At 69.8% G+C, this 12,705-nt stretch carries 11 protein-coding genes; 3 read left to right on the plus strand and 8 right to left on the minus strand.

Features of this window, described 5'->3' with window-relative positions; translation table 11 throughout:
* Positions 1-16: 16 nt before the first annotated feature.
* From SK095_RS17875 to SK095_RS17910, 8 genes are all read right to left on the minus strand, one after another.
* Complete coding sequence (locus tag SK095_RS17875; RefSeq protein WP_201486437.1) at positions 17-742, minus strand: PolC-type DNA polymerase III; 726 nt, start codon at positions 740-742, stop codon at positions 17-19.
* Positions 739-2,673, minus strand: coding sequence for a putative nucleotidyltransferase substrate binding domain-containing protein (locus tag SK095_RS17880; RefSeq protein WP_320547032.1), 1,935 nt, complete (start codon positions 2,671-2,673; stop codon positions 739-741). The genes SK095_RS17875 and SK095_RS17880 overlap by 4 nt, the downstream gene beginning before the upstream one ends.
* Before the next feature lie 81 nt (positions 2,674-2,754).
* Positions 2,755-3,303, minus strand: coding sequence for a glutathione peroxidase (locus SK095_RS17885; RefSeq protein WP_320547033.1), 549 nt, complete (start codon positions 3,301-3,303; stop codon positions 2,755-2,757).
* 199 nt (positions 3,304-3,502) lie between these two features.
* The gene (locus SK095_RS17890) at positions 3,503-5,677 is read right to left on the minus strand and encodes a malate synthase G (protein ID WP_320547034.1); all 2,175 of its coding nucleotides are present in this window, start codon (positions 5,675-5,677) and stop codon (positions 3,503-3,505) included.
* Positions 5,678-6,502: 825 nt separating this feature from the next.
* Positions 6,503-7,399: an EamA family transporter RarD gene (gene rarD, locus SK095_RS17895; protein WP_136489375.1), complete on the minus strand. Its 897-nt coding sequence runs from the start codon at positions 7,397-7,399 to the stop codon at positions 6,503-6,505.
* Between the two features lie 129 nt (positions 7,400-7,528).
* Positions 7,529-8,503 carry a serine/threonine protein kinase gene (locus tag SK095_RS17900; protein WP_136489374.1) on the minus strand — a complete coding sequence of 325 codons (975 nt, stop codon included), beginning with the start codon at positions 8,501-8,503 and terminating at the stop codon, positions 7,529-7,531.
* A gap of 47 nt (positions 8,504-8,550) precedes the next feature.
* Positions 8,551-8,730, minus strand: a complete 180-nt coding sequence (locus SK095_RS17905) for a hypothetical protein (RefSeq protein WP_136489373.1) — start codon at positions 8,728-8,730, stop codon at positions 8,551-8,553.
* Positions 8,731-8,790: 60 nt separating this feature from the next.
* On the minus strand, positions 8,791-9,534 hold the full coding sequence (locus tag SK095_RS17910; protein WP_414153858.1) for a ComF family protein: 744 nt from the start codon (positions 9,532-9,534) through the stop codon (positions 8,791-8,793).
* A gap of 111 nt (positions 9,535-9,645) precedes the next feature.
* On the opposite strand from SK095_RS17910, the gene bioB reads away from it, so the two are divergent.
* From bioB to SK095_RS17925, 3 genes are all read left to right on the plus strand, one after another.
* The gene (gene bioB / locus SK095_RS17915; RefSeq protein WP_201486444.1) at positions 9,646-10,701 is read left to right on the plus strand and encodes a biotin synthase BioB; all 1,056 of its coding nucleotides are present in this window, start codon (positions 9,646-9,648) and stop codon (positions 10,699-10,701) included.
* Between the two features lie 86 nt (positions 10,702-10,787).
* Positions 10,788-11,960: an 8-amino-7-oxononanoate synthase gene (gene bioF / locus SK095_RS17920; RefSeq protein WP_320548922.1), complete on the plus strand. Its 1,173-nt coding sequence runs from the start codon at positions 10,788-10,790 to the stop codon at positions 11,958-11,960.
* A 5-nt stretch (positions 11,961-11,965) separates the two neighbouring features.
* Positions 11,966-12,688, plus strand: coding sequence for an alpha/beta fold hydrolase (locus SK095_RS17925; protein ID WP_320547035.1), 723 nt, complete (start codon positions 11,966-11,968; stop codon positions 12,686-12,688).
* The last annotated feature ends 17 nt before the right edge of the window (positions 12,689-12,705 follow it).

The following is a 12,705-nucleotide window of genomic DNA, read 5'->3' on the forward strand; positions in this document are numbered from 1 at the left end:
GCCCGCGAGGCCGCGCTCAGATGGAGCGCTGCGCGGCCTCGCGGGCGCGCTGCCAGTACCTGACCCGCTCGGCCAGTTCGTCGACCCGCTCGATGCCCATGCGCCGGGCGCGGTTGAACAGGATCAGGGCGATTTCCGCAGTGGCCAGGGCATCCGCCGAGGCGTGGTGGCGCTGGGCGATGTCGAGGCCGAAGTAGTCCATCCAGAAATCCAGGCTGCCGCGCCGGGTCAGCACCTCGGGGAACAGCATGGGCGCCAGGTCGGCGACGTCGAGGAAGGGGTTTTCCAGGCTGTAGCCCAGTTCGTGCTTCAGCGCGCGGGCCAGCATGCGCTGGTCGAAGGGCGCGTGGAAGGCCAGCATCACGCTGTCGGCGGCGAACTCCATGAAGCTGAGCAGGGCCTCGGCCGGCGGCTGGCCGGCGGCCAGCTCGCTGGGCGCGATGCCGTGGATCAGCACGGCCTCGTTGACCTTGACCTGGCGGCGCAGGGTGCATTCGAACTGCTGCGCCATGTCGATGGCGCCGCCGTCGATGGCGACCGCGCCGATCGAGATGACGATGTCGCGGCTGAGGTTCAGTCCGGTGGTTTCCAGGTCGAGCACCACGAAGCGCTGCCGGTGCAGCGGGGTCGCCAGCGCGGGCGGCGGAGGCGGCGGCAGCGCCCGCAGACGCTGGCGCTGCTGGTCGTCGAGTTCCAGGTGGCGGCGCTGCAGGCGGGACAACAGGGCGCGGATCGGATTCATAGCTGGTAGCGCACGCTCAGGCTGCTCTGCAGGCGCTGGGCCTGGCGGAAGGACTCGCGCAGGATGCGCCGGTCCAGTTGATTGAGGGTGTCGGGATCGAGGCGGTTGCTCAGCGGCTGGCCGGCGCGCTCCTGGCGCTGGTGCAGCTGCATGCGCGTCATCTGGATGAAGTGGTAGGCCTCCTCGTAGGCGGCGGCGTCCTGGGGCTTCAGCACGCCGCGCGCACCCAGCAGGCGCAGGCGTTCGAGGGTGTTGCACTCGCTGATGCCGTGGGCCAGGGCGAGGATGCGCACCCCCTCGACGAAGGGCATCAGGCCCTCCACCTTGAGGTCCAGGGTGTCCTTGTCGGCACCGCGGCTGGCGACGATGAAGTCGCGGAAGCGGCCGATGGGCGGCGGATGACGCAGGGCGTTGGCCGCCATCATGTGCTGGAACAGGGGGTTGCCCTCGATCATCCCGAGCAGCGTCTCCTGGAGCTGGCGGCAGCCTTCGCTCGGCCCCCACACCGGGCGCAGGTCGAAGAAGATCGACGAGTGCATCAGGTTGTCGCGGGTCGGGCTCTGGATCATGCCGCTGAAGCGGCGCAGCCACTCCTGGCGTGACAGGCACAGCTCCGGGTTGCCGGCCATGATGTTGCCGTTGCACAGGGTGAAGCCGCAGCGGTCCAGCGCGGCGTTGATCTTGCGCGCCAGCGGCAGCAGGCGCTGGCGGATCTGCTCAGCTTCCTCGGGGCTGGCGGCCTCGAACAGCATGCCGTTGTCCTGGTCGGTGAGCAGCGCCTGCTCGCGGCGCCCTTCGCTGCCGAACACCAGCCAGGTGAAGGGTACGCCGGGGTCGCCGTGCTCCTCGATCATCAGCTCGATGACCCGTTCCACGGTGTGGTCGTTGAGCTGGGTGAGGATGTGGGTCAGCTGTTCCGGGTTGGCGCCGTGGGCGAGCATGTTGTCGATCAGGTGGGCGATCTCCTCGCGCAGTTCGACCAGGCTGTCGATCTGCGGGGCCGTGCTGATGGTGCGCGCCAGGTGCACCAGGTCGACCCGCTGCAGGGAGAACAGGTCGCGCTCGGACAGCACGCCGACCAGCCGGCCCATCTCCACCACGCAGAGGTGGGCGATCTGCCGCCGGGTCATGATCAGCGCGGCATCGAAGGCGGTGGCGGTCGGCGGCAGGTGGATGGGGTCGGGGGTCATCAGCTCGTCGAGCGGCTGCTGCAGGTCGCCGCTGCCGTCGGCGATCACCCGGCGCAGGTCGCGCAGGGTGAAGATGCCGATCGGGTAGTGGCGGTCGTCGACCATGATCAGGCTGCCGACGTGATTCTCGTGCATCAGCTTCACCGCATCGCGCAGGCTGATGCCGCTGCGGCAGGTAACCGGGTTGGCGGCGGCGAGGATGTTCAGGCGGGTTTCCAGCGAATACTGGGCGCCGAGGCTTTCCGCGGCCTGCAGCTGCACCTGCTGCTGCACCTGGCCGACCAGGCTGCTGACCCCGCGCAGGGCGAAGTCGCGGAAGGCCTCCGACTGGTTGTAGGTGTGGGTGAAGGCGGCGCGATTGAACTGCAGGCAGAAGGTGTCTTCGGCGGCGATGTAGTGGCTGCGGGTGGCCCGCTCGCTGACCATGGCCGCCACCGGGAAGCATTCGCCCGGCGCGATCTCCTGGGTGGTCTCCATGCCCTCGCCGCTCGGGGTCGGCCGCTGGCCCAGCACCAGGCCCTGCTTGACGATGTAGACATGTTCGATCTTGCCGTCGCCGGGACCGACGATCGGATCGCCGGCGGCGTAGAAGCGCAGCCGGCACTGCTCGACCATCTGCGCCAGATGGCTGAGCTCCATCTGGTTGAACGGCGCATAGCGCAGCAGGAAGTGCATGGTACCCTGGATGTTCTGCAGGACGGCGGTCTTGCCGACCTCCGCGAAACCATCGTTCTTGCTCATCTTGTCGTTCTCCGGGGGCGTCCGTTCATGATTCGCGCGGCACCCTGGCGCAGCCCCTGATCTGCGCCAGGCTGGCTTCACTCAGGGCTGCGATGCGATGGCCTGTTCCACGGCCGCGAGCAGTTTCGCATCGTCCGGTCCGGTCATGCTGGAGAAACTGGCCACCACCTTGCCCTGGCGGTCGATCACGTACTTGTAGAAGTTCCAGCGCGGTGGCCCGCTCTGCGCGGCGAGGTTGCGGAACAGCGGGATGGCCTCCTTGCCGGTGACCTTCTGCACGGCGCTCATGCTGAAGGTGACGCCGTAGTTGACGTAGCAGACGGTGGCGGTTTCCGCGGCGTCGTCGGCCTCCTGGCGGAAGTCGTCGGACGGCACGCCGAGCACCTCGAGGCCCTGGCCACGGTAGCGCTGGTAGAGCGCCTCCAGGCCCTTGAACTGGCCGGTGAAGCCGCAGTGGCTGGCGGTGTTGACCACCAGCAGCGGCTTGCCGGCGAAGCGGCACAGGTCGATGGGTTCCTTGCCGCGCAGGGGCGGCAGGCTGCCTTGCAGCAGCGGGCCGCAGTCGGCGGCCTGGACACCGAGGCCGCCCAGCAGCAGGGGCAGGCCGAGGAGAAAACGTAAACGGCGCATGGCAGTCTCCGGAGTGGGTCTGTCAGGTACCCATCGGGCCACGCTAACCGCCCGTCGTGTCGCTGGCAATCGGCCATTGGCCGTGTCCGGCCGGTTTTTGCCGGGCCACAACGCACGACGCGCCGCCTCCCGGGGGAGCGCGGCGCGTCGTGGCCGGGAGCGCAGGACGCTCCCGGGTTGCCGGCAGGCCGGCGGGGTATTACTGGGCGTTGCGAGCCTTGAACTCGCGACGACGGCGGTGCAGCACCGGCTCGGTGTAGCCGTTGGGCTGCTTGGTGCCTTCGATGCACAGTTCCAGGGCGGCCTGGAAGGCGATGTTGTCGTCGAAGTTCGGCGCCATCGGCCGGTACAGCGGGTCGTTGGCGTTCTGGCGGTCGACCACCAGGGCCATGCGCTCGAAGGTCTCGCGCACCTGGGCCTCGGAGCACACGCCGTGGCGCAGCCAGTTGGCGATGTGCTGGCTGGAGATGCGCAGGGTGGCGCGGTCTTCCATCAGGCCGATGTCGTTGATGTCCGGCACCTTGGAGCAGCCGACGCCCTGGTCGATCCAGCGCACCACGTAGCCGAGGATGCCTTGGGCGTTGTTGTCCAGCTCGTTCTGGATCTCCTCGGCGCTCCAGCTGATGCTCGGCGCCAGCGGGATGGTCAGGATGTCGTCCAGCGAGGCGCGCTCGCGCTTGGCCAGCTCCTGCTGGCGGGCGAACACGTCGACCTTGTGGTAGTGCAGGGCGTGCAGCGCGGCGGCGGTCGGCGACGGCACCCAGGCGGTGTTGGCGCCGGCCATCGGGTGGACGATCTTCTGCTCGAGCATGCCGGCCATCAGGTCGGGCATGGCCCACATGCCCTTGCCGATCTGCGCGCGACCGGACAGGCCGGTGGCCAGGCCGATGTCGACGTTCCAGTTCTCGTAGGCCTTGATCCAGGCGGCGTTCTTGATGTCGCCCTTGCGGATGAAGGCGCCGGCCTCCATGGAGGTGTGCAGCTCGTCACCGGTGCGGTCGAGGAAGCCGGTGTTGATGAACACCACGCGCTCGCGGGCGGCCTTGATGCAAGCCTTGAGGTTGACGGTGGTGCGGCGCTCCTCGTCCATGATGCCGACCTTGAGGGTGTTGCGCGCCAGGCCGAGGACGTCCTCGATGCGGCCGAACAGCTCGTTGGTGAAGGCGGCTTCTTCCGGGCCGTGCATCTTCGGCTTGACGATGTACACGCTGCCGGTACGGCTGTTCTTGCGGCTGGTGTTGCCGCTGAGGTTGTGGATGGCGATCAGGCTGGTGACCAGGCCGTCCATGATGCCTTCCGGCACCTCGTTGCCGTCCTTGTCGAGGATCGCGTCGTTGGTCATCAGGTGACCGACGTTGCGCACGAACAGCAGGGAACGGCCGTGGAGGGTCAGCTCGCCGCCATTGGCCGCGGTGTAGACGCGGTCCGGGTTCATGGTGCGGGTGAAGGTGGTGCCGCCCTTGGCCACTTCCTCGGCCAGGTCGCCCTTCATCAGGCCCAGCCAGTTCTTGTAGGCGATGACCTTGTCTTCGGCATCGACCGCGGCGACCGAGTCCTCGCAGTCCATGATGGTGGTCAGCGCGGCTTCCATCAGCACGTCCTTCACGCCCGCCGCGTCGGTCTTGCCGATCTGGCTGTTGCGGTCGATCTGGATCTCGAAGTGGATGCCGTTGTTCTTCAGCAGCACGGCCTTGGGCGCCGCGGCCTCGCCCTGGAAGCCGATCAGCTGGGCCGGGTTCTGCAGGCCGGTGCTGCCGTTGGCCAGGCTGACGACCAGCTTGCCGCCGTCGATGGCGTAGCCGGTGGCGTCGACGTGGGAGGCGCCTTCCAGCGGCGCGGCCTCGTCGAGGAAGGCGCGGGCGAAGGCGATGACCTTGGCGCCGCGCAGCGGGTTGTAGCCGGCAGTCTTCTCGGCGCCGTCGGTTTCCGGGATGGCGTCGGTGCCGTACAGGGCGTCGTACAGCGAGCCCCAGCGGGCGTTGGCGGCGTTCAGGGCGAAGCGCGCGTTCATCACCGGCACCACCAGCTGCGGGCCGGCCATGCGGGCGATCTCGTCGTCGACGTTCTCGGTGGTGGCCTGGAAGTCTTCGGCTTCCGGCAGCAGGTAGCCGATTTCCTGCAGGAAGGCCTTGTAGGCCACGGCGTCGTGGCCCTGGCCGGCGCGCTCCTGGTGCCAGGCGTCGATCTTGGCCTGCAGCTCGTCACGCTTGGCCAGCAGGGCGCGGTTCTTCGGCGCCAGGTCGTGGATCACGCTGTCGGCGCCAGCCCAGAACTGGTCGGCGCTGACGCCGGTACCGGGAATGGCTTCGTTGGTGACGAAGTCGTAAAGGGCTTTGGCGACCTGCAGGCCACCGACTTGCACGCGTTCAGTCATTGCTTGCCTCACTCTGCTTGGCAGCCGCCTGGGACTGCGGCCACGCCGTTCATGTAGTGCTCGGTCGCTGGATACTACATGAAGCCGGATGAGAAATGTATGAAGGGCAGGGCGCACTTCGACAAAAGTCGTGGAAAACCGCGACCCAAGGCCGATGCGGGGTGGTTGTCCACAGCGCCGGCGGGGCCGTGGCCGGAGGCTCCCGGCGCTTGTCCCCGTTTGGCGTGGATGGGGCTGTGGACAAGCATGGGGCACAGTGCTGCAGGCCAGGCGCGGCGCGACCTGCAGGCGATCGGTCGATTCTTGATCAGCGCCGCCGGGGTTATGCACGGCGGACGTGGATGCGCCTGTGGACAACCTCTGGAGCGCTGGCTGCAGCCCAGTGCCGGCGGGGCCTGGCGGCATCTGGCTGTTTTTTGAGCAGGATTTTTTCCACAAGCTGTGGAAAAGCCGCTTTCGCGGCCCTGTGCACAGGCCATTGTTGTCCACACAGGAGGTGGATCAGGGTGTGGACAAGCTGCGCGCAGCTGGCTGCAGGCCACGGCTGGCGTGGCCTGCAGGCGATTGGTCGAATCTTGATCAGCGCCCGGCGGGCACGTCGGCACGGGGTTTTCCACAGCGGCGGGGGATCAGCCTGTGGATAAGCTCGGGATGGATCGCCAGGCCGCGCCAGCCGCGGGCTGCGCAGGGGATCTGGCGATTTTCTGCACAGCCCGGCCGCTGGCGCTTGTGCACAGTGGAGGTGAACCACCCTGTGGACAACCTCGGGGCAGTCCGCTGCAGGCCGCGGCTGGCGCGGCCTGCAGGGTGTTGATCGAAAAACGATCAGGCGGGGCTGGCGGCGCGGCGCAGTCCGCGCAGGCTGTCGAGGCTGAACACGGCGAGGCCCAGCCAGATGCAGGCGAAGGCCAGCAGCTGCGGGCCCTGCAGCGGCTCGCCGAACAGCAGCACCGCCTGCAGCAGCACCAGGGTCGGCGCCAGGTACTGCAGGAAGCCGAGGCTGGCGTAGGACATGTGCCGCGCGGCGGCGTTGAAGCAGACCAGCGGGATCAGCGTCACCGGCCCGGCGGCGGCCAGCCACAGGGCGTCGCTGCCGCTCCAGAAGCCGGGCTGGGCGCTCTGCGCGGCCGGATGCAGCAGCAGCCAGCCGAGCGCCGCCGGCAGCATCAGCCAGGTCTCCACCACCAGGCCGGGCAGCGCCGCCACCGGCGCCTGCTTGCGGATCAGGCCGTAGAAGGCGAACGACAGCGCCAGCAGCAGGGAGATCCACGGCAGGCTGCCGAGCTGCCAGACCTGCTGGGCCACCCCGGCGGCAGCCAGCAGCACCGCCAGCCACTGCAGCGGGCGCAGGCGCTCGCCGAGCAGCAGCATGGCCAGCAGCACGTTGAGCAGCGGGTTGATGTAGTAGCCGAGGCTGGCCTCGACCATGTGGCCGTTGTTCACCGCCCACACGTAGGTCAGCCAGTTGGTGGCGATCAGCGCGCCGCTGGCGGCGAGGATGGCGAGGCGGCGCGGGTTGTCGCGCAGCTCGCGCCACCAGCCCGGATGCTTCCAGGCCAGCAGCAGCAGGCTGCCGCACAGCGCCGACCAGAGCACGCGGTGGACGATGATCTCGAGGGCGGGGATCTGCTCGATGGCCTTGAAGTACAGCGGGAACAGGCCCCAGATGAGGTAGGCGGTGAGGCCCAGGACAAGCCCCCGGCGCGGGGTGGCGGTGCTCATGGCGGCTCCAATTCTTAGGAAGCTAAGTAAATGAGTGCACCATTCTAGGGCCTGGCCGGGTGGCTGTCTGTGGCGGCGCGGTGCCGGCACGGGCCGCCCGGCACGCCGCCGTCAGCTTTTCCTGACAGTTCAGTACAGGCGCAGCGGTTCCTCGTCGAGCGCCGCCAGTTGCTCGCGCAGGGTCAGCACCTGCTCGCCCCAGTAGCGCTCGCTGCCGAACCAGGAAAAGCTCATGGGAAACGCCGGGTCGTCCCAGCGCCGCGCCAGCCAGGCGCTGTAGTGGATCAGGCGCAGACTGCGCAGGCCCTCGATCAGCGCCAGCTCGCGCGGGGCGAAGTCGTGGAACTCCTGGTAGCCGTCGATCAGCTCGCTGATCTGGCGCAGGCGCTCCTGGCGCTCGCCGGCCAGCAGCATCCACAGGTCCTGCACCGCCGGGCCCATGCGGCAGTCGTCGAGGTCGACGATGTGGAAGCGCTCGTCGCGGTACAGCAGGTTGCCGGGGTGGCAGTCGCCGTGCAGGCGGATCGCCTGGTAGGGCGTGGCGGCGAACAGCGCATCCAGGCGCGCCAGCAGGTCGCGCGCCACCGACTCGTAGGCCGGCAGCAGGCTGCGCGGGATGAAGTTGCCGTCGAGCAGGGTGGCCAGCGACTCGTGGCCGAAGTTGGCCACCGTCAGCGCCTCGCGATGCTGGAACGGCCGGCTGGCGCCGATGGCGTGCAGGCGGCCGAGCAGCTGGCCGAAGCGGTACAGCTGGTCCAGGTCGCCCGGCTCCGGGGCGTGGCCGCCGCGGCGCGGGAACAGCGCGAAGCGGAAACCGGCGTGCTCGAACAGGCTGTCGCCGCCGACCAGCAGCGGCGCCACCACCGGCACCTCGTGGGCTTCCAGCTCGAAGCTGAAGGCGTGCTCCTCGCGGATCGCCGCATCGCTCCAGCGCCCGGGGCGGTAGAACTTGGCGATCAGCGGCACCTCGCCCTCGATGCCGACCTGGTAGACGCGGTTCTCGTAGCTGTTCAGCGCCAGCACGCGGGCGTCGCTGAGAAAGCCGAGGCTTTCCACGGCGTCCAGCACCAGGTCGGGGGTGAGGGCGGAGAAGGGGTGGCTCATGGCGGGCTCCAGTCGGTGAGCCCGCAGTGTACCCCCTGCCGGTCGCGTCAACCGCCGATGAAGTTGAACAGGGCGTACATGAGAGCGCCGAGGATCACGAAGAACAGGCAGTACTTGGCGAGCAGCAGCAGCTTGCCCTCGCCGGGGATCTCCGCGTTGCAGTGCGGGCAGCGGCGGGCGTGGCGCTCGACTTCCCGGTGACACTCCCGGCAGTGGGCGATGCTCATGGCTTTTGTTCCCCCGACCTGATGTGGTTGATGCGTTCCCTCTGCACACAGCGTAGCCCGTCAGTCCGGCGCCGGGGTGCGCGCCAGGCAGTAGACGTCGACCCGCGTCGCGCCGGCCCGGCGCAGCAGGCGTGCCAGCGCCTCGGCGGTGGCGCCGGTGGTCAGCACGTCGTCGACCAGGGCGACATGGCGGCCGGCGAGGGCCTGCGCATCGACCAGGGCGAAGGCGCCGCGCAGGTTGCGCCGGCGCGCCGCGGCGTCCAGGCCCTGCTGGGCCGCGGTGTCCTGCGGGCGCAGCACGAGATCCTCGCGCACCTCGATGCGCAGGGCCTCGCCCAGCCAGCGCGCCAGCAGCGCCGCCTGGTTGAAGCCGCGCCGGCGCAGGCGCGCGCGGGCCAGCGGCACCGGCAGCAGCAGTTCGGGGCGCGGCAGGCCTTCCAGATGGGCGTGGCGCAGGTGCTCTGCGAGCAGCGCGCCGAGCAGGCGACCGAAGGGCCAGGCGCTCTGGTGCTTGAAGCGGGTGACCAGCGCGTCGACCGGGAAGGCGTAGCGCCACGGCGCCTCGACCCGCGCGAAGCTCGGTGGACGCCGCAGGCAGGCGGCGCAGGTCAGGCCCGCCGCCGGCAGCGGCAGGGCGCAGACGCTGCACTGCGGCCCCAGCCAGGGCAGCTCGTCCTGGCAGGCGCTGCACAGGGCGTGGGCGGTGTCGGCGGGGCCATCGCAGAGCATGCAGGCGCCGGGGCGGCGCAGGGCGGCAGCGTGGCTCAGCAAGAGTTGTATGAATTTCGTCCAGATGTAAACCATGCCTTTCCCTGCGGTTGACAGCCTCTCCGCTGCCCGGAGAAGATGCGGCATCCGTGCCGCCCCGCCACTCTAGCAGGGGTGTGCTGTCCCCATAACAAGGAACACCGCCCGATGAGTGCCAACGCTTCCCTGCGCCACGACTGGACCCTCGACGAGGTCCGCGCCCTGTTCACCCAGCCGTTCAACGACCTGATCTTCCAGGCCCAGGGCGTGCACCGCCAGCACTTCAACGCCAACGAGGTGCAGGTATCGACCCTGCTGTCGATCAAGACCGGCGCCTGCCCGGAAGACTGCAAGTACTGCCCGCAGTCCGGCCACTACAACACCGGCCTGGACAAGGAAAAGCTGATGGAGGTGCAGAAGGTGCTGCAGGCCGCCGCCGAGGCCAAGGCCATCGGCTCGACCCGCTTCTGCATGGGCGCGGCGTGGAAGCACCCGAGCGCCAAGGACATGCCCTACGTGCTGGAGATGGTCAAGGGCGTCAAGGCGCTGGGCCTGGAGACCTGCATGACCCTCGGCACCCTCGACCAGGAGCAGACCATGGCCCTGGCCGACGCCGGCCTCGACTACTACAACCACAACCTCGACACCTCGCCGGAGTTCTACGGCAACATCATCACCACCCGCACCTACAGCGAGCGCCTGCAGACCCTGTCCTACGTGCGCGAGGCAGGCATGAAGATCTGCTCCGGCGGCATCCTCGGCATGGGCGAGTCGCTGGACGACCGCCTGGGCCTGCTGATCCAGCTGGCCAACCTGCCGGAGCACCCGGAGTCGGTGCCGATCAACATGCTGGTCAAGGTCCAGGGCACCCCGCTGGCCGAGGCCGAGGACGTCGATCCGTTCGACTTCATCCGCACCCTGGCGGTGGCGCGCATCCTTATGCCGCAGTCGCACGTGCGCCTGTCCGCCGGTCGCGAGCAGATGAACGAGCAGATGCAGGCCCTGGCCTTCCTCGCCGGCGCCAACTCGATCTTCTACGGCGAGAAGCTGCTGACCACCGGCAACCCCGAGGCCGAGCGCGACATGCGCCTGTTCCAGCGCCTGGGCATCAAGCCCGAGGCCCGCGAGGAGCACGCCGACGAGGTGCACCAGGCCGCCATCGAGCAGGCGCTGGTCGAGCAGCGCAATTCGCAGCTGTTCACCGACGCCGCCGCTTCCGTCTGATTCTGTAGGGGCGAATTCATTCGCCTGGGCGCGCCCTGGGCGAATGAATTCGCCCCTGCATGCCGTTTGTCGCCTGGAGCCACGCCGTGCCCTTCGACCTCGCCGCCCGTCTCGCCGCCCGCCGCGCCGACAACCTGTTCCGCCAGCGCCCGCTGCTCGAAAGCCCGCAGGGCCCGGAGGTGGTGGTCGACGGCCAGAAGCTGCTGGCCTTCTGCTCCAACGACTACCTCGGCCTGGCCAATCACCCCGAGGTGATCCGCGCGCTGCAGCAGGGTGCGGAAAAGTGGGGCGTCGGCGGCGGCGCCTCGCACCTGGTGATCGGCCACAGCCAGCCGCACCATGAACTCGAAGAGGCGCTGGCCGAGTTCACCGGCCGGCCGCGCGCGCTGCTGTTCTCCACCGGCTACATGGCCAACCTCGCCGCGGTGACCGCGCTGGTGGGCCAGGGCGACAGCGTGCTGGAGGACCGCCTCAACCACGCCTCGCTGCTCGACGCCGGCCTGCTCTCCGGCGCGCGCTTCTCGCGCTACCTGCACAACGATGCGGCCAGCCTGGCCAGCCGCCTCGCCAAGGCGAGCGGCAACAGCCTGGTGGTCACCGACGGCGTGTTCAGCATGGACGGCGATCTCGCCGACCTGCCGGCGCTGTGTGCCGCCGCGAAGCAGAAGGGCGCCTGGCTGATGGTCGACGACGCCCACGGCTTCGGCCCGCTGGGCGCCAGCGGCGGCGGCATCGTCGAGCACTTCGGCCTGGGGCTCGACGACGTGCCGGTGCTGGTCGGCACCCTCGGCAAGGCGTTCGGCACCGCCGGCGCCTTCGTCGCCGGCAGCGAGGAACTGATCGAGACGCTGATCCAGTTCGCCCGCCCGTACATCTACACCACCAGCCAGCCGCCGGCGGTGGCCTGCGCCACCCTGAAAAGCCTCGAGCTGCTGCGCGCCGAAGGCTGGCGCCGCGAGCACCTCAACGCGCTGATCGCGCGCTTCCGCGCCGGCGCCGCCGAGCTGGGCCTGACCCTGATGGACAGCCCGACGCCGATCCAGCCGCTGCTGATCGGCGACAGCGCGCGCGCCGTCGAGTTTTCCCGCCTGCTGCGCGAGCGCGGCCTGATGGTCGGCGCCATCCGCCCGCCCACCGTGCCGGCCGGCACCGCGCGGCTGCGGGTGACCCTGTCCGCCGCGCACAGCTTCGCGCAGCTCGAGCGCCTGCTCGAAGCGCTGGGCGAATGTCAGGCGCTGCTGCCGCCGCTGGAGGAATGAACGCCATGACCCGACTGATCCTGCTGCCCGGCTGGGGCCTCGGCCCGGCCGCGCTGCAACCGCTGGTGGCCGCCCTCAACGAACAGGGCCTGCCGACCGAGCTGGCCGAGCTGCCGGCGCTTGAGTCCGCCGATCCCGCGGCCTGGCTGGCCGAGCTGGACGCGCGCCTGCCCGCCGATTGCTGGCTGGGCGGCTGGTCGCTGGGCGGCATGCTCGCCGGCGCGCTGGCCGCACGGCGCGGCGCGCGCTGCCAGGGCCTCGTCACCCTGGCCAGCAACGCCTGCTTCGTCGCCCGCGACGGCTGGCCGAGCGCCATGGACGAGGCGACCTTCGCCGCCTTCCGCGCCGGCTGTGCGACCGATGCCGCCGCCACCCTCAGGCGCTTCGCCATGCTCTGCGCCCAGGGCGGCGCGGAGGCCCGCGCGCTGGGCCGCCAGCTGCAGCAGGGCCTGCCGGCGCAGGAGCCGGCGCAACTGCTCGCCGGCCTCGACGTGCTGGCCGCGCTGGACAACCGCGCGGCGCTGGCGAGTTTCGCCGGCCCGCAACTGCACCTGCTGGCCGATGCCGACGCCCTGGTGCCGGCCGAGGCGGCCGCGGCCCTGCTGGCGCTGCTGCCGGCCGGCGAGGTCGACCTGCTGGAGGGCAGCGGCCACGCCTGCGTCCTCGAGCAGCCGCAGGCGCTGGCCGCGCTGCTCGCCGAGTTCGTCCGCGAGGCCGCAGATGCGTAGGGTGCGCCGTGCGCACC

It is taken from the genome of Pseudomonas sp. AN-1, assembly GCF_034057115.1.
Lineage (GTDB): Bacteria > Pseudomonadota > Gammaproteobacteria > Pseudomonadales > Pseudomonadaceae > Geopseudomonas.

Bases quoted from the DNA above. Each gene is read 5' to 3' on its own strand.
- SK095_RS17875 (WP_201486437.1), bottom strand. From the start codon at position 742: ATGAATCCGATCCGCGCCCTGTTGTCCCGCCTGCAGCGCCGCCACCTG.
- SK095_RS17880 (WP_320547032.1), bottom strand. From the start codon at position 2,673: ATGAGCAAGAACGATGGTTTCGCGGAGGTCGGCAAGACCGCCGTCCTG.
- SK095_RS17885 (WP_320547033.1), bottom strand. From the start codon at position 3,303: ATGCGCCGTTTACGTTTTCTCCTCGGCCTGCCCCTGCTGCTGGGCGGC.
- SK095_RS17890 (WP_320547034.1), bottom strand. From the start codon at position 5,677: ATGACTGAACGCGTGCAAGTCGGTGGCCTGCAGGTCGCCAAAGCCCTT.
- rarD (WP_136489375.1), bottom strand. From the start codon at position 7,399: ATGAGCACCGCCACCCCGCGCCGGGGGCTTGTCCTGGGCCTCACCGCC.
- SK095_RS17900 (WP_136489374.1), bottom strand. From the start codon at position 8,503: ATGAGCCACCCCTTCTCCGCCCTCACCCCCGACCTGGTGCTGGACGCC.
- SK095_RS17905 (WP_136489373.1), bottom strand. From the start codon at position 8,730: ATGAGCATCGCCCACTGCCGGGAGTGTCACCGGGAAGTCGAGCGCCAC.
- SK095_RS17910 (WP_414153858.1), bottom strand. From the start codon at position 9,534: ATGGTTTACATCTGGACGAAATTCATACAACTCTTGCTGAGCCACGCT.
- bioB (WP_201486444.1), top strand. From the start codon at position 9,646: ATGAGTGCCAACGCTTCCCTGCGCCACGACTGGACCCTCGACGAGGTC.
- SK095_RS17925 (WP_320547035.1), top strand. From the start codon at position 11,966: ATGACCCGACTGATCCTGCTGCCCGGCTGGGGCCTCGGCCCGGCCGCG.